Source organism: Fructilactobacillus sp. X2R1C1 (assembly GCF_059901435.1).
In genome coordinates, this window is the sequence record NZ_JBWXUV010000003.1 from 84,997 (window position 1) to 100,980 (window position 15,984).

Consider the following 15,984-nt stretch of genomic DNA (forward strand, 5'->3'; position numbering starts at 1 on the left):
TAACGGGATAGCTCTTATTTGGTTTAGAAGTTAGTTTGGTCCAACTTTCCTATAATTGCAATAGCTTAATTAATTTTTTAATCTTTATTCGGAACTCAGACTCACAATTGGATCTAATTTAGCGGCCTTGGCTGCTGGAGCAAGTGCTGCTAGTAAACAAATAATAACAAAGACTAGCGCCCCAATAATGGCATTGGCCGGTGAAATTTGAACAATTGCGTACTTAATCGCTCCACTTGAAATTGTATCCGCTCCCCATTCGGCCAGGTAAGCGATGATAACCGCAAAAATGGACGAGAAGACTCCCAGAATAAAGGCTTCGGAGAAGAATAGGTTTCGAATGTTGCCCTTGGTAAAACCAAGTGCCCTTAGAATCCCAATCTCCTTGGTTCGTTCGGCAACACTAATGTAGAGCACCACGATGATCATAATTGCTGACACAAGGAGCGAAATTGCCGCAATTCCTGCTAGAACCCAAACAGCGACGTTAATGTAAGTGTTCAGTGTTGATACAATCGCACCCGCACCAGTAATTTGGTACTTGGCTTGTTGATTGGGTCCCTTCAACGACTTAATCTTATCTTGAACGGGTTGAACGTTGGGAACTCCACCAGCGATGTTCACCGCAGCAAAGTTCGGTTCGTACTTCATTTTAGCCTCACTAAACATTGACTTCATCGTGTTGGAACTAACAAGTGCCATTGGGTTCACGTCACTAGTCACCCCACTCACAGTAACTTCTTTTGATAGGACGTGGGGCTGCCCGTTATCATCGGGAGCATTCGCAAACAACTTAATTTTTTGGCCCGTCATGTCGTACGGTTTCTTCTTATTAAAGCTTTGGGCCGTCTTCTTATTAATCAACACCTGATTATCTTTAGTGGGGACTGCTCCGGATTTAATGTTCTTCTTTAAGACCGCTCCTTGATAGTATGTTTGAATGTACTGAACGGAAGCGGTTTTATCGGCCGCCTTAAACTGACCGCCAGCTAAAAACTTACCTAACGTTGAACTTTTGACATTCTTTAGGTCCTGCAACTGTTGGTTATCCTGGTTGGTCAGAAGTTCATTTTTAGGATTTTGTTCCTCTCCTTGTTTCTGTTTTCGACTAACCTGAATGGTAGTGGGATTAACCTCCGAATAAATTTCATGGTTAATGTATCCCTTGACCCCATTGCCGAGACCTAACATGAAAATGACCGAAAAGATGCCGATGGCCGCCCCAAAAATAATTAACAGGTTGCGCTTCAGGTTATAACGAAAGTGTTCGAAGGCCATCGTAAAGATGGAAGCAAGTTTGGCCGGACGCGCCTGAAAGTCCGCCTGCGTTTTATTAACCGGGTAAGCGGGTTTTAAAATCCTATCTTCATCAATCTTCCCGTTGGCTAAATGAACGATCCTCGTTCCATAATTGGCAACCACCTGAGAGTGGGTGACGGCAATTACCAGTTTTCCGTCTTCTGCAATTTCGTTCATTAGTTCCAAGATGTCATCAGTATTTTGAGCGTCCAAGGCACCAGTTGGCTCATCAGCAATGATGATATCTGGGTCAGAAGCAAGTGCTCGAGCAATTGAAACCCGCTGCATTTGTCCACCTGAAAGTTGATTGGGGTACTTGTTACGGTGGTCATACAAACCAACCTTTTTTAAAAGTTCAGTGGCCCGTGCTTCTTGTTTTTTATGCGTTAAAGTTGTCATTTCTAAAGAGACCATCACGTTCTCTTTAATGGTCAGATGATTCACAAGGTTAAAGTTTTGAAAGATAAAACCAATTGTGTTGCGCCGATACTCATCAAGTTGTTTACTGGTATCTTTTTTTAACGATTTCCCGTCAATTAAAACGTCACCGGAATAATCACTGTCTAGTCCAGCGATAATATTCATAAGGGTCGTCTTTCCACCACCAGATTCTCCCAGGATGGAAACAAATTCCCCACGATCGAAGTTGAGACTGATCCCGTTTAAAACATGAAAATCCTGATTATCCACATAATAGGACTTTTTGATGTTTCTTAGTTCTAAATAAGTCATTTGGTTCTCTCCTTCTTTTTTAGTAGTGTCCATTTTAAACTAATTTAACCAAAAGTAAATTTTAACCTGAAAGTAAGAACGGCCTTAACGGAAAATTAAAAAAATAATTTTGTGAAATATTTTCGTAATTTTTTCATAACAATAATTAAAATTAATTGCTTAATTCCCACTCTAATGCCGTTATCTATTTCACTTATCAAATTTCTTCTTTGTTCAATTTTTATTGGATCTATTTCAGAAGCTGGAATGCCCTTGCAAACAGTTTTCAAACGGTTTACATTATTACTTGGAAACAAATCTGATATTCCTGAAAGAAATCTTTCCATTTTTTTCGATCAGTTATGTTCAGATTGTAACGATATTAATTCATCAACTTTTCGAAAGGAAGTTATCTTATGTCAAAAATGAAAGCTTTAGTTATGACAGCTAAGCAACACATGGAGATTGAAGACAGAGATGTCCCAACCCCTAAGGACGACGAAGTCTTAGTTGAAACTGCCTACGCTGGTATCTGTGGTACCGACCACGCCTTATACAATGGTCTCCCAGGTTCAGCTGATGCTACTCCTCCAATCGTATTAGGTCACGAAAACTCTGGAGTTGTTTCCGCAGTTGGAAAGAACGTTAAGGACTTCAAGAAGGGTGATCGTGTTGTTGTTGACCCTAACATTTACTGTGACAAATGTTTCTACTGTCACACTGGCCGCTACGAATTGTGTGAAAACCTATCGGCCGTTGGTGTAACTAGAAATGGTGGTCTTGAAGACTACTTCACTGCCCCAGAAAAGGTTGTTTACCACATTCCTGATGAACTATCACTTCAAACTGCATGCTCAATGGAACCACTTTCATGTGCCGTTCACACGATGAAGATCACCGAAAACATTACCCCTTACCAACACGCTTTAATCATTGGTGATGGATACATGGCTAAGTTGTTTGCTCAACTACTTAGAATCTACGGAATCCAGAACATTGACATGACTGGTAGACATGATGAAAACCTTGCTTGGGAAAAGAAAGAACTTAACTTAAACAAGGTTATCAACACGACTAAGGAAAAAATCACTGACAAGTACGACATGGTAATCGAATGTGTTGGAAAGCCTGAAACCCAAGAACAAGCTGTTGAAGCAACTAATCCTGGCGCTCAAGTTATGATGTTTGGTGTTGGTGCACCAGGTCAAACATTTAACATGAACACTTACGAAATCTTCAAGAAGCAATTAACCATCAAGGGTTCAATGATTAACCCCCACAGTTTCGAAGATTCAATTGCTTTACTTTCAGATGGTTCCGTTAAGGTTACACCTTTCCAACACAACATCCTTACTTTAGAACAAGTACCTGGTGTATTAGCTGGTACTGACAAGGTTCAAGGCAAGTCAATTGTTAAAGTTAATGGTAATCTTAAATAATTGAACCAAAATCTGATCGTGGAGGGAAACTATGGCGAAGAAAACCGCTAATAGAAAAGCCAAACGTACCATTTCCATGACAGCTTCAATTATGTTCTTTATCCTTTCATTAATAATTAACTCTGCTGGAAATGTTTTGACTCTAGTAACAACTGCTAAGATTCATCCATCTTTTCTAGGTTCAGCTTACTGGACCGCAGCCGAAACCAACCTTGGAAATGCATTTCACTGGAACTTATTCTGGGCATTTCTAATCTTGGGAGTTGCCATTACCATTTTGAACGCCTTTTTAGTCGGTCACTGGGATTGGGGACGTGCCATTGGAAACGTCATCTTCATGGTTCCGTTCTCAGCACTCATCCAGGTCTTTGATGACTTCTTCATGGATGGTTCACTGCCAGTAATTGGAAAAGTATCATTTTTTGCTGGATTCCCTGAAGCCAAGGGTTGGATGATGGTCGCTTTCTATGTCCTCTTAAATTTCTTCGGGGTAGCATTGATTGCAACCGCCATCTCAATCTACCAACGAGTCAACTTAGTCTTGCATCCCGCTGATGATTTGATGCAGATCCTGCGATTTAAGTACTTCAATGGTGCTGCTGGGAAAGCCATGTGGGCTTCCTACATTCCACCGACTGTCATGGCAGTGGTTGCCTTTGCAATTACTCGTCAATTTACTAACTTAGGAGTAGGAACGATCTTTGCGTTCCTATTCCAAGGTGGAATCACTGGACTTGCTGATAAATACATCTTCCCTCACCTAAAGCATCAAGCGTTAGATGTTGGTGATGAATCAACGGTTGCCGTTGATATTGACGAAGACGAAAAGACAAAGAAAAAATAAGCAAAAGAAATAACCGATCTCAACCGAGATCGGTTATTTTTATTTAAACCACTATTTCAAACTTTTTAAAATCTCGCTCAATGCTGGTTGACCATAAACGTTATAACGTTTCTTGTACGCATCAATCGTTTTTTGGTCAAAGTTCTCTGGATCAAGTGGGACAAAACTAGTATCAATTGGGTCAAACGCTTTAATCTTAGCGTCAATCACAATCGGCTTCGTGTTACCTTCAGCCTGCATTCGGTCAATCTCAACCATGACACTATCAAGTTCATCTTGACCCGAAACTTTAAAGCCATGAGCACCCATGCCTTCAGCAACTTGGGCAAAATCCGCTTGATAGAGGTCAACACCATAATCACTAATGCCAGATTGAACGTCTTCGTGTTCAATGTAACCAAAGCGTTCGTTTGACAAAACGACATTGATAATCGGCAAGTTGTACTTGGCCTGCGTGATCACATCCTGCATGACCATTGCGAATCCCCCATCACCTGAAATCGACCAAACTTGACGATCAGGATATGAGAGTTTAGCAGCAATGGAAGCTGGTAGACCAAAGCCCATTGTTCCAAACCATGGTGACATGGCAAACTGCTGCTGCTGATTAAAGGGAAGTTGACGAATGGAATGCATGGTGTTGTTTCCAACGTCAAGTCCATAAACCGCATTCGACTTAGAATGGTCAGCAATTGCCTTCAAAACAGTCTCAGCTCTAAGACCCTCGTCGTAGTCAGTCGCAATGCTATCAAGCCACTTCAACCAATTCTCGCGATCAATTCGAGCGGCTTTTAAGAAATCACTCTTAGGAATCTTTACATCTGAATCAATTAACATTTCCAAGAATTCCTTGGCATCACCGTGAATCGTGAGATTGGCCTGATACTGACGACCCAAATCAGCCAGATTGTTATTAACCTGAATGATTTTCTTATCTTTAGGCATGAAGCGAGCAAACGGAAAGTCGTTTCCAAGCATAATAATCAGATCGGCAGCCTGAGAAACTTCAAATCCGGGTTTCGTTCCCAGTCTACCACGAGCACCCATGTAACTCAGATTGTCGTTTGGCATAATCCCAGTTGCAGGAGCCGTGGACAAGACTGGCATGCTAAACTGATCGGAAACTTTCACGATCTCATCTCGGGCACCCTTAGCACCTCTTCCGTACCAAAGAACCGGATGTTTGGCTTTCTTAATCATCTTAATGGCTTCATCAACGTCAGCTTGTTTAGGGTGAACCGTTTTAATGCTACTTGAAACGTTGGCTGTCTTAGTTGGTTCATAGTCAATCTCAGTTCCAAGTAAATCATTCGGTAAGATGACGACTGCTGGCCCCTTCTTTTGATAGGCCGTCCTGATGGCTTCATCAATAATCTTTGGTATCTGATCGGCAGTTGACGCCTGGCGGTTGTAAACCGAAACGTCAGCAAACATTGGCAGTTCATCCATTTCCTGAAAGAACCGCGTGTTCATCATTGGTTGGGGAACTTGTCCAACGAGGGCTAGCATTGGCGTATTGTCTTCCTTCGCGTCGTATAAACCATTAAACATGTGAGTCGCACCAGGACCAGCCGAACCAAAGGCGACCCCAATCTTACCGGTATACTTATGGTCAGCGGAAGCGGCCAAAGAACCGACCTCTTCATGTCTAACCTGAATATATTTAATGTTCTTTTTTTCCTCATCTAGCGCATTCAATAAGTTATTCAAAGAGCCAGCTGTGATGCCATACAAATGGTCGACATCCCAACTCTCAAGCACTTTCACCAGTGCTCTACTTGCTGTCATTTTACTCATAGAATCCCTCTTTTCGTTTTTCCAATTTAACTGTTGACCCAATTGAATTATAAACCACTCCATCAATTTATCCTATCAGAAGCAATAAAAAAGACTCCTAATCAGAGCCTTTACTTATTAATTCATATTTCTAAGCTGGTCATTTTTAGTGTAAAAACTATGATAACCCATGTAACATGCGATGATTGAACTAACGGCCGTAATCCCAAGCAACATGAAAGTTACCATGATCTGGTACTTAATGGCCTTAACCGGATCAACACCAGCAAAGATTAAACCAGCCATCATCCCGGGTAAACTAACCAGTCCAACGGTCATCGCAGTATCAATCGTGGGCTGCATCCCGGTCTTAATGCTGTCACGCACAATGTCAGAACAGGATGTCTTCACGTCGGCTCCCAGAGCTAATTTTTCAATAATCTGCTGTCTCCGGTCTTTAAACATGGAATTCATACTTCGATAACAAAGTCCCAAGGCAACCATTGAGTTACTGGCAACCATTCCGGTAATTGGTACCACTTGAGACGGGATAAACTTAATTGCTCCCGCAAAGACTAATACCGCAAGTACCACAATCGTGCTACTTCCTAACGCAATGATGGAAATGGGGAGTGCGTGTTCCATACCGTCACTACGTCCCTTGGCGTTATAAGCGGCGTTAAACAAAATAATTAAGATTAAAATCAGGGTTAAAAAAACGTTATTGATCCGAAAAACGAATCGTAAAACGTACCCAACTATAAATAACTGAACCACACAACGGATGGTGGCAATGATAATTGACTTATCAATGCCCAACTTTTCTTTCCATCCGACAAATAACGCGATTAAGACCAGCAGTCCAGTTAATGCGAGCGCTTGATTTGAAACAATTAAATTAGGCATCTTTATCTCCTTTAACTAGTCGTCCGTTAACAATTGTGACTAACTCGGTAGCATGGTCAATCTCACCTTGATCATGAGTAATCATGATGACCGTGGTGTGATCTTTTTGATTAATGTAATTAATCATCTTGTGCACACTTTCCTTGGTGTTTTCATCAAGGCCAGTGGTAACCTCATCTAAAATAAGCACATCAGGCACAAACATGATGTTGCGAATTAATGCGACCCGTTGGCGTTCCCCACCAGAAAGATTATCGACCGTCCGATCCAAATCACCATCACCTAGATCGACGGTTTGAAGTGCTTTTAACGCATGTTCTTTATCAAACGGTTTATTTCGAATCTGATATGGGAACTCAAGATTATCCTTGACCGTATTGCCAAACAAGGTGGGTTGCTGAACAGCGTATGATACTTTTCTCCGATACTCAATTGGATTTAAATCAGCGACGTTTTGGCCTTCAAAAATTACTTCACCAGAACTGGGAGTCAAAAGATCCGCCAAAAGTCTCACAAAAGTTGTCTTCCCACTCCCTGATGGACCAGTGATCGTAACGATCTCTCCGGCATCAACGCTCCAGCTGATATCCTTGATAATCTCACGTCCATCAGCGTCGTAGCATAGGTTTTTAGTTTCTAGTACTGCCATTTTGATACCTCTCTTTTCTTTTTAACAAATTAACAGTATGATTATACAACACTTTTGTATCATATATGAGTCTGCTATAATGACGTAGACGTTGTTATGAAGAAAAAAGGAGTTCTAATGAGTTATAAAAGAGTTAGAAACGGTTCAAAAAGATCGTCAAATGTTTCGGTAGAACTCCACCAACGAGTTACGGTCACTATCAAACGTCTCGGAATTAATGGTGAGGGAATTGGTTATTTTCACCGCAAATTAATTTTTATTCCTGGTGCGCTAGTTGGTGAATTAGTTCAAGCTGATGTAACCGAGATTAAACCTAAATACCTACGCGGAAAATTAGTTCAGATTGATAAGGAAAGTCCCTTTCGGGTTAAACCGCGTGATCCATATGCTGGAGAAGTTGGTGGTTTTGAACTCGAAGACCTCGCATACCCTAAGCAACTGGAATTCAAACGTGATTTAGTTAAACAATCGCTTAGAAGATATCATCCGAGGGCTTATGATCATTATGATGTCAGGGAAACGATCGGGATGGATAATCCCTATGAGTACCGTAATAAGGCCCAGTTTCAAGTTCGAACTGAAGCAAACGGAAGAGTCATCGCCGGATTATATAAAGAAGGAACTCACGAAGTGGTCGACATGGAGACCTGCTCCGTTCAGTATCCGCTTACCATGAAGGTCATGCACGCTTTAGTCGAAATGGTTCAGGAACTAAACATCCCAACGTTCGTTGAATCCAATCACTCTGGCATTTTAAAAACCTTGGTAGTTCGAGCAGCCCTCAACACTAACGACGTCCAGGTGGTTTTCATCACTAACACGCCCAAGTTGATTAAGAAAAATCAACTCTTAGAAATGATTTCCGATCGCCTTCCAGAAGTCACCTCCGTCATGCAAAACATTAATCCTGGTGACTCACCTTTGATCTGGGGAGAAAAAACGGTTCATTTAGCTGGAAATGACAGTATTACCGAAAAAATTAATGGTTTATCATTTGAGTTGTCACCAAGAGCTTTTCTCCAACTAAATAGTATTATGACTCCTAAACTTTACGATTTAGCTGGAACAGCCCTCAATCTTGATTCTGATGATCGTTTGATTGATGCATATTCTGGGGTGGGAACCATCGGTCTTTCATTAGCAAACCAAGTTTCTGAAGTTAGAGGAATGGATACCATTAAGGAAGCCATCACCGACGCCAATCATAATGCAGCAATCAATCATATTGATAACGCCACCTACTACTTTGGCAGTGCCGAGGATTTGATGCCGCAGTGGATAACCGAAGGTTTTAAACCCACGGCACTGGTGGTTGACCCACCACGCGTTGGCCTTGACCAACACCTAATTGATGCTATTTTAACCGCTAAACCACAAAAATTTGTATATGTTTCATGTAATCCATCAACGCTAGCTCAGAACCTAGTTCAACTAACGAAGTCTTATAACGTGGACTACCTGCAACCAGTTGATATGATGCCACAGACTCCGCACGTCGAAGTCGTCGTCAAATTTACTTTAAAGTCTTAGAAAGGTCCAATTGTCAATGAATCCATTCGATAACGGCAATAATAGTGGGAATAATGGCATGAACAACATGTTCTTGCCACCTAACTACGCCGTCGTGCAAAATAAAGAAACCCAAGAAGTCAAAGTCCAAAAGGTGGGCTTCTCATTCACTACGCTAGTTTTTGGAATCTGGCCTTCTATTTTTCGTGGTGATTTCTATAATACCCTTTGTATGCTAGGGGTGGATTTTATCCTAGCAATGACACTTACCGTCTTAACTGGATTAAACATCGCATCCTCTGCCTATGAGATTTTTGCAATCATGCCATTAGCATGGAGTTTTGTATACAATATGATGTTTTTCCGGCATTTGCAAAATAAGGGATTTGTTCCCATCAATAAACGTTCAGCTGAACTTTTAAAACGAAGTCATTATTATAAATAATTAGGAACACAAAAAACACTTCACATAATGTGAAGTGTTTTTTTGTTTGAGATTAATGATTTTATAGCATAACGGTAACGGCAGCAGCAACGATGATCAAAGCTAAACCGATCAAAGTAGCAACCATTTCCTTTGGAGTCTTCTTCTGGTGTAAGAAGTAAACACCGGTCAAGGTAGCAACAACTACTGATACCTGTGATAGAACGAATCCAGTTGAAAGACCTAACATGTTTGGTTGTGCAGCAATCAAGTATGAGAATGCGGCAATTGCAAAGAAGAAACCAGCAATAATCTGTTTGTATGAAACACCCTCAGCAAACACATTTTCACTCTTCATGTTCATCAAACCGTAGATAATAGCCATCAAGACCATTCCCATTGCCTGTGGCAAGAATGCTTCCATTGGGGTCATTACTGAAGTGGACTGTGGCAAAATTCCCTTAGCCCAAGTCAAGTTATTAACCTGTGGAGCGGCTGAGTATAACCAGTAACCAATAACACCAATTAACTGTAAGATAACGGCTTTTTCAAGCGCACCTTTATTAACGTTTTCTTTGTTTTGGCTCCAAGTGGTAAGAGTGGCACCGATAATGATAACGATCAAAGCAAGGATTCCAATGATCTTGTGACCAATACCAGGCCAACTACTTAACGCAAATGCACCCCACAAAGCAGTTACAATCAACTGAAATGCGGTCGTGATTGGCATAACTCTTGAAGAACCAATCAAAGAATAACCTTTAAAGGCCATGATTTGACCGAAGCCCCAACCCATACCAGACAAGATTCCGTAGACTAAGTTCCAGCCCATTGGGAAGCCAGCTTGTGTGAATAATAAGACAACAATCGCAAAAATCAATGTACCAACTGTGGCACCAAAGATTTGGTTCGTTGGTTTACCACCAATTTTTGATGAAATAGTTGGAAATAGTCCCCAACCAATCACTGGAATTAATCCAATTAATATTGCTTCAAAACTCATATCCCATACCTTCTTTTCAAAATACTTTTGTAACCCTTATTTACGAAATTAATTATAACACGTCAAAAATAAAAAGAAAACGTTTTCATTAAGAAAAATTTAAAAACTTGCCAAAGCAAGTCTTAATTAATGGGTTTAAAAGCTTGCGTGGCCTTAACCGCTCGCTTCCATCCCTGATACAATTTATCTCGTTCAGCTGCTTTCATTGAAGGGGTGAAAATCTTTCCCTCTTCGTAAATGGACTGAACTTCATCTAAATCTTTCCAGAACCCGGTTGCTAGTCCACTCAAGATGGCAGCCCCAAATCCGGTCGTTTCTTCATCGCTGGCTCGTTGAACCGGAATATTCAAAATGTCAGACTGAAACTGCATTAAATAACTATTGCGACTAGCTCCCCCATCAGCTCGAATCTGTGGAATATCGAGATCGGTATCGGACTCCATTGTGTTAACGATATCCTTAGTTCCATACGCAATTGACTGAAGCGTGGCCTTTACAAAATCATCACTGTTAGTTCCTCGGGTAATCCCAAAAACGGCTCCTCTGACATTTTGGTCCCAGTATGGGGCCCCTAATCCATTAAAAGCAGGAACAACGTAGATTTCATTGTGGTCGGTCGATCGTTTAGCCGCCTGTCTGGACTCAGGAACACTGGTGATAATCTTCATTTGGTCTCGAAGCCACGTCAACGCACTTCCAGCCACGAAGATTGAACCCTCAAGTGCATACGTAATTTTTCCGTTAATTCCATACGCAATGGTCGTCAATAAATTCTCGTCTGAGTACTGCGGCTGGTGTCCAGTATTCATCATGATGAAAGCACCATCACCATAGGTGTTTTCAACCATTCCCTTTGAAAAGCCCATTTGTCCGATCAACGCCGCCTGCTGATCGCCAGCAATTCCAGCAATTGGGACACTAACACCATAAAATTGGTAGTTTTCGGTCGTTCCATAAACTCCATCAGAAGCATGAACGGTCGGAAGCATGATCTTTGGAATGTTTAAAATCTTCAAGATTTCGTCGTCCCACTTTAAGTCATTAATGTTAAACATCATCGTTCGACTGGCGTTCGTATAATCAGTAATGTGATATTTCCCACCAGACAATTTCCAGACGAGCCACGTATCAATGGTCCCAAATAACAATTCACCATCAGAAGCGCGCTTCTGTGAACCATTAACGTGGTCTAAAATCCACCTGACCTTGGTAGCGGAGAAATACGAGTCAATAACTAGGCCCGTTTTTTTATGAATTAGGTCCTCGTACCCCCTGTTTTTTAGGTCTTCAGCAATTGAATTAGTTTGTTTTGAAAGCCAACCAATGGCATTGTAAATGGGTTTGCCGGTCACTTTGTCCCACACTACCGTGGTCTCACGCTGATTGGTAATCCCCACTGAGGCAATGTTTTCGGGGTGAATGGAGGCGTCAATCAAGGCACTCGCAATGGCAGAAAGCACGGAGTTCCAAATCTCGTTTGGATCCTGTTCAACCCATCCGTCACTATTGATAATCTGAGGAACTTCCTTGTAACTCTCAATGACTTTTCTACCACTATGATCATAAATAATCGCTCTCGTACTAGTCGATCCTTGATCAATCGCTAGGACGTAATCTTTATTGTCAGACAACTGGTTCATCTCCGTTTCATCGTATTTTTGATACTCATATTAGCACGATTCAATTCATCTCACTACTTGAAAATAAAAGAGAAAGTAGAATAAAATCTACTTTCTCTTTTATGGCATCATTAATTAACGCTTAACTTCAACCCGAATGTCAGCATCAATATCTTTTGGCTCAACCTGTTCGTCATAAGAAAAATCAGCATCTTTAAAGTATTCCTTGATTTCAGCATTAATCTCGTTTAAATCACGAACATCATTATCCTGACGTTTAATCAACAACGTGTACTGCTTGTTATCTTCATCAACGTTTTCAAAATCATAACCAACATCAACCGTGTTTAAGATTTCTTGAATCATTTGTCTTTCAGTCATTGCCATAATTCATACTCTCCTTAATAATCTTCATACGCTAAGCTTATTCTATTTTCTAATATTTGTAAAATCATATCTCAAAAAATCATGTGGAACACGTGCTTCATGATATAATTATATTACACTGACATTGAAAGGTGGGTTACATGGAAAACATGGAAAATAAAAGAGTTCTAGCCATTCCAACTGGTGAAAATTTTCGTGAGTTAGGTGGATACCAAACTGTTGATGGTAAAACCACTAAGTGGCACAAGTTACTACGTGCGGGACACTTAGGTGAGCTCAGTGAAAATGATCTAAAAACCCTTGAGCATTACGGGGTTCGCTTTGACGTTGATCTCAGAAGTCAACCTGAAGTCGACATGCTGGCCGATCAAGTGGAAACTTCTGCCGTCGACTACATTTTTGATCCGATCTTTAAAGAAGACGCAACCGACAATTCGAAAAGTCCAGCTGAAATGAAGAAAGTCCTGTGCAATCACCCTAATTATGGTCATGATCATATGGAACACGTCTATAAAAGCATGATTAAAACGAAACACTGTCGTTTGGCTTTTAAAAAATTATTTGAAGTTCTACTCGATAACAGGCAAGATGACGAGTCCGTCCTATTTCACTGTACAGCTGGAAAAGACCGAACCGGGATGTCTGCGACCATGATCCTCTCTGCACTAGGAGTCGATCGTAAAACCATCGAAGAAGATTACCTGTTAACCAATCAGGTGGCAAAACCAGTGATTGATGCTCGATTAGAGCAAGCCAAAGAAGAAGGATATAATGATGCAGCCCTAAAGAGTCTAAGATCCCTTTATAGTGTCTCATTAGACTTTTTCAATGCCGCAATGGATGAAATCAATCAATTATACGGCGGAATGAACCAATTTCTCCATGAAGGTATTGGATTGACCAATGCCGACATTCATCAGTTACGTCAAATTTACCTTGAATAATTTGCATATTGTTAATTCGGCTAGGTAATGATACGATGAGTTTATCAAAAGTAGTCTAATATTTAAGTGATAAGAGAAGTGGCGGTTGGTGCAAGCCACACAGGATATTAGATGAACTACCTAAAATTACACATTAAGATAAGTGCAGGTACTTTTGTATCTGAACGTGGGTGGTACCGCGCACAAGCGTCCCAGTAGTCAATTACTACTAGGACGCTTTTTATTTATCAACAACAGGAGGAAAACAACAATGAATATCATTGAAGATTTAAAATGGCGAGGTGCCATTAACCAAACAACTGACGAAGACGGACTAGAAAAATTAACCAACGAGAAAAAGATTGCCCTATACTGTGGGGTCGATCCAACTGGTGATAGTATGCACATTGGTCACCTAATTCCGTTTATGATCATGGAACGTTTTTCACGGGCTGGTTTTCACCCTTACATCCTAATCGGCGGGGCCACCGGTTCCATCGGTGATCCAAGTGGGAGAAACACCGAACGTCCCCTTCAGACCAAACAGATGGTCAAACACAACGTTAACGCCTTAACAAAGCAAATGAAGCACCTCTTTGGCAGTGACAGTAACATTCACATCGTGAATAACTACGACTGGACGTCTAACGTGTCACTGCTTGATTTTCTTCGTGACTACGGAAAGCTCTTCAACGTGAACACCATGTTATCAAAAGAAGTGGTGGCAAGCCGCCTGGAAAAGGGCATTTCATTCACAGAATTCACCTACCAAATCCTACAAGCATTGGACTTTCTCACTCTTTATCGTGACCATGACGTTCAACTTCAGATTGGTGGTGGAGACCAATGGGGAAACATCACGGCCGGAATTGACCTCATTCATCGCGTTGAAGGTCAAGACGCCGAGGTATACGGATTAACCATCCCATTAATGCTTAAATCAGACGGAACTAAGTTTGGAAAGACCGCTGGTGGTGCTGTTTGGCTTGATCCAGAAAAGACCTCACCGTATGAATTTTACCAGTTCTGGCTAAACCAAAACGACGCTGACGTTATCAAATACCTCAAATACTTCACCTTTTTGCCTAAGGATCAAATTGATGAACTGGCCCAAAAAGTTAAAGATGAGCCTTGGAAAAGAGAAGCACAGAAAACGTTAGCACGTGAGGTCACGAAATTTGTGCACGGTGAAGGCGCCGTTAAGCAGGCCGAAAATATCTCAAAAATTCTTTTTAAAGGCAACGTTCAAGACCTATCAGTAAAGGAAGTTAGTCAGGCATTTAACAGTGTCCCAACGTCTTCGATTAGTTCTAATCCCGTAAACGTAGTCGATTTAATCATTGCGGTTGGAGTTGATAAATCCAAACGGCAGGCTAGAGAAGACGTTAATAATGGCGCTATTACCATCAATGGAGCAAAGGTTACCGACGTCAACACTGAAATTAACCCCCAAGCTCAATTTGACGGGAAGTTTATCATCATACGACGCGGCAAGAAACGTTACTTCTTAGCTAAGGTTAAGTAAATAAATCCCAGTATCATAAATATGGTACTGGGATTTTTTGGATTCAAAAAAGGGGCGAAGAATTATTCTTCGTCCCTTTTGCATCTTGTTTTTCGTTTGAGTAATCGTTAACTTGAAATTAAATCTTACCAGTAGTTATGTGATGCTCGAAATTGAGCAGCGGCAGCGATTGAACCGTAACGTGAAACTGCGTATTGACGAGCCACACGTTCTTGGTTAGCTGGAGAGTAATCACCATTTAGATATGATGAAGACAATTGGTATTTACCAATGTACTGACCATTTCGAGCACTGTATGAGTTACCAGATTCAACTTGTGCAATTGATGCTAAACCAGAGTTATCACCGGCATTGCTTGCATTATTGTTACTGCTTGCAGCAGGTTGAGTAGTGGTTGTAGTTGTTGCTTGTTGTTGTGTTTGAGCAGGTTGTGCGTTTTGCTGTGGTGCAGCAGTGTATTGTGCATTGCTACTTACCTGAGCAGATGGTTGTGTTTGAGTATTGTTACTTTGGTAAGTCATGTTGCTTGCGTTAGTAGGTAATGTTAACTTTTCTCCGACATGAATCAGGTTGACATTCTTAAGGTGGTTAGCCTTAACAATGCTGCTGATGCTAGTATTGTGTTGCTTTGCGATTTTTGAGACTGTGTCACCGCTCTTAACGGTAACTTGATTAGTGTTAGTGGCGGCATTGGCGTTGAAGCCTGCAGTCATTAACACACCGGCTACTGTGAAAATAGATGCTAAAAGCACCTTTACGTTTCTAGATTTTAATAAAATGATAAATCACTCCTATAAATTTTTGTTACTTCCGTTTTCTTAAAACTGAAATATACTCAAACAACAATTTCACATTCTAAATACTGTTATTTACATGGCAAAAACAGCAATGTTAAAAAAACCGATTATTTTGTCACGTTGTAACATCAATGTAACAAAACTCGTAAGAATGCCCGTTTTCAAGGATTGAT

Annotated in this window: 14 protein-coding genes; 6 read left to right on the plus strand and 8 right to left on the minus strand. The window is 41.0% G+C overall.

Features of this window, described 5'->3' with window-relative positions; genetic code table 11:
- Positions 1 to 84: 84 nt before the first annotated feature.
- Positions 85 to 2,031, minus strand: a complete 1,947-nt coding sequence (locus AC6UDG_RS05260) for an ABC transporter ATP-binding protein/permease (protein WP_500706722.1) — start codon at positions 2,029 to 2,031, stop codon at positions 85 to 87.
- A gap of 404 nt (positions 2,032 to 2,435) precedes the next feature.
- Between AC6UDG_RS05260 and AC6UDG_RS05265 the strand changes: the two genes are divergently transcribed.
- Together AC6UDG_RS05265 and AC6UDG_RS05270 are read left to right on the plus strand one after the other, a co-directional pair.
- Positions 2,436 to 3,449, plus strand: a complete 1,014-nt coding sequence (locus tag AC6UDG_RS05265) for a zinc-dependent alcohol dehydrogenase family protein (RefSeq protein ID WP_500706773.1) — start codon at positions 2,436 to 2,438, stop codon at positions 3,447 to 3,449.
- Positions 3,450 to 3,480: 31 nt separating this feature from the next.
- On the plus strand, positions 3,481 to 4,293 hold the full coding sequence (locus tag AC6UDG_RS05270; RefSeq protein WP_500695811.1) for a DUF6198 family protein: 813 nt from the start codon (positions 3,481 to 3,483) through the stop codon (positions 4,291 to 4,293).
- A 51-nt stretch (positions 4,294 to 4,344) separates the two neighbouring features.
- On the opposite strand, the gene spxB is transcribed toward AC6UDG_RS05270, so the two are convergent.
- The 3 genes from spxB to AC6UDG_RS05285 all read right to left on the minus strand — a co-directional run bounded on the left by spxB (position 4,345) and on the right by AC6UDG_RS05285 (position 7,624).
- The gene (gene spxB / locus AC6UDG_RS05275) at positions 4,345 to 6,090 is read right to left on the minus strand and encodes a pyruvate oxidase (protein ID WP_500706723.1); all 1,746 of its coding nucleotides are present in this window, start codon (positions 6,088 to 6,090) and stop codon (positions 4,345 to 4,347) included.
- A 117-nt stretch (positions 6,091 to 6,207) separates the two neighbouring features.
- Entirely contained in the window at positions 6,208 to 6,975 is a 768-nt protein-coding gene (locus AC6UDG_RS05280) for an ABC transporter permease (RefSeq protein ID WP_500694054.1), read from the minus strand.
- On the minus strand, positions 6,968 to 7,624 hold the full coding sequence (locus AC6UDG_RS05285) for an ABC transporter ATP-binding protein (protein ID WP_500694055.1): 657 nt from the start codon (positions 7,622 to 7,624) through the stop codon (positions 6,968 to 6,970). The genes AC6UDG_RS05280 and AC6UDG_RS05285 overlap by 8 nt, the downstream gene beginning before the upstream one ends.
- Positions 7,625 to 7,741: 117 nt before the next feature.
- Here AC6UDG_RS05285 and rlmD point away from each other — a divergent pair, with 117 nt between their 5' ends.
- Together rlmD and AC6UDG_RS05295 are read left to right on the plus strand one after the other, a co-directional pair.
- Positions 7,742 to 9,154, plus strand: coding sequence for a 23S rRNA (uracil(1939)-C(5))-methyltransferase RlmD (rlmD, locus tag AC6UDG_RS05290; protein WP_500695813.1), 1,413 nt, complete (start codon positions 7,742 to 7,744; stop codon positions 9,152 to 9,154).
- A gap of 10 nt (positions 9,155 to 9,164) precedes the next feature.
- Positions 9,165 to 9,578, plus strand: coding sequence for a hypothetical protein (locus AC6UDG_RS05295; protein ID WP_500706724.1), 414 nt, complete (start codon positions 9,165 to 9,167; stop codon positions 9,576 to 9,578).
- A 61-nt stretch (positions 9,579 to 9,639) separates the two neighbouring features.
- On the opposite strand, the gene rbsU is transcribed toward AC6UDG_RS05295, so the two are convergent.
- From rbsU to AC6UDG_RS05310, 3 genes are all read right to left on the minus strand, one after another.
- Entirely contained in the window at positions 9,640 to 10,560 is a 921-nt protein-coding gene (rbsU, locus tag AC6UDG_RS05300) for a ribose/proton symporter RbsU (RefSeq protein ID WP_500694058.1), read from the minus strand.
- Positions 10,561 to 10,682: 122 nt separating this feature from the next.
- Positions 10,683 to 12,200: a glycerol kinase GlpK gene (gene glpK, locus AC6UDG_RS05305; RefSeq protein WP_500696961.1), complete on the minus strand. Its 1,518-nt coding sequence runs from the start codon at positions 12,198 to 12,200 to the stop codon at positions 10,683 to 10,685.
- 114 nt (positions 12,201 to 12,314) lie between these two features.
- Positions 12,315 to 12,566, minus strand: coding sequence for a hypothetical protein (locus AC6UDG_RS05310; RefSeq protein ID WP_010022943.1), 252 nt, complete (start codon positions 12,564 to 12,566; stop codon positions 12,315 to 12,317).
- Between the two features lie 140 nt (positions 12,567 to 12,706).
- Between AC6UDG_RS05310 and AC6UDG_RS05315 the strand changes: the two genes are divergently transcribed.
- Both AC6UDG_RS05315 and tyrS read left to right on the plus strand, forming a co-directional pair.
- Complete coding sequence (locus AC6UDG_RS05315; protein ID WP_500701256.1) at positions 12,707 to 13,510, plus strand: tyrosine-protein phosphatase; 804 nt, start codon at positions 12,707 to 12,709, stop codon at positions 13,508 to 13,510.
- A gap of 250 nt (positions 13,511 to 13,760) precedes the next feature.
- Entirely contained in the window at positions 13,761 to 15,014 is a 1,254-nt protein-coding gene (tyrS, locus tag AC6UDG_RS05320; RefSeq protein ID WP_500706725.1) for a tyrosine--tRNA ligase, read from the plus strand.
- 125 nt (positions 15,015 to 15,139) lie between these two features.
- On the opposite strand, the gene apf is transcribed toward tyrS, so the two are convergent.
- Entirely contained in the window at positions 15,140 to 15,766 is a 627-nt protein-coding gene (gene apf / locus AC6UDG_RS05325) for an aggregation-promoting factor (protein WP_500694062.1), read from the minus strand.
- Between the last annotated feature and the right edge of the window lie 218 nt (positions 15,767 to 15,984).

What these genes read in the sequence shown, in the direction of transcription:
- AC6UDG_RS05260 (WP_500706722.1), bottom strand. Translation starts at nt 2,031, where the DNA reads ATGACTTATTTAGAACTAAGAAACATCAAAAAGTCCTATTATGTGGAT.
- AC6UDG_RS05265 (WP_500706773.1), top strand. Translation starts at nt 2,436, where the DNA reads ATGAAAGCTTTAGTTATGACAGCTAAGCAACACATGGAGATTGAAGAC.
- AC6UDG_RS05270 (WP_500695811.1), top strand. Translation starts at nt 3,481, where the DNA reads ATGGCGAAGAAAACCGCTAATAGAAAAGCCAAACGTACCATTTCCATG.
- spxB (WP_500706723.1), bottom strand. Translation starts at nt 6,090, where the DNA reads ATGAGTAAAATGACAGCAAGTAGAGCACTGGTGAAAGTGCTTGAGAGT.
- AC6UDG_RS05280 (WP_500694054.1), bottom strand. Translation starts at nt 6,975, where the DNA reads ATGCCTAATTTAATTGTTTCAAATCAAGCGCTCGCATTAACTGGACTG.
- AC6UDG_RS05285 (WP_500694055.1), bottom strand. Translation starts at nt 7,624, where the DNA reads ATGGCAGTACTAGAAACTAAAAACCTATGCTACGACGCTGATGGACGT.
- rlmD (WP_500695813.1), top strand. Translation starts at nt 7,742, where the DNA reads ATGAGTTATAAAAGAGTTAGAAACGGTTCAAAAAGATCGTCAAATGTT.
- rbsU (WP_500694058.1), bottom strand. Translation starts at nt 10,560, where the DNA reads ATGAGTTTTGAAGCAATATTAATTGGATTAATTCCAGTGATTGGTTGG.
- glpK (WP_500696961.1), bottom strand. Translation starts at nt 12,200, where the DNA reads ATGAACCAGTTGTCTGACAATAAAGATTACGTCCTAGCGATTGATCAA.
- AC6UDG_RS05310 (WP_010022943.1), bottom strand. Translation starts at nt 12,566, where the DNA reads ATGGCAATGACTGAAAGACAAATGATTCAAGAAATCTTAAACACGGTT.
- AC6UDG_RS05315 (WP_500701256.1), top strand. Translation starts at nt 12,707, where the DNA reads ATGGAAAACATGGAAAATAAAAGAGTTCTAGCCATTCCAACTGGTGAA.
- tyrS (WP_500706725.1), top strand. Translation starts at nt 13,761, where the DNA reads ATGAATATCATTGAAGATTTAAAATGGCGAGGTGCCATTAACCAAACA.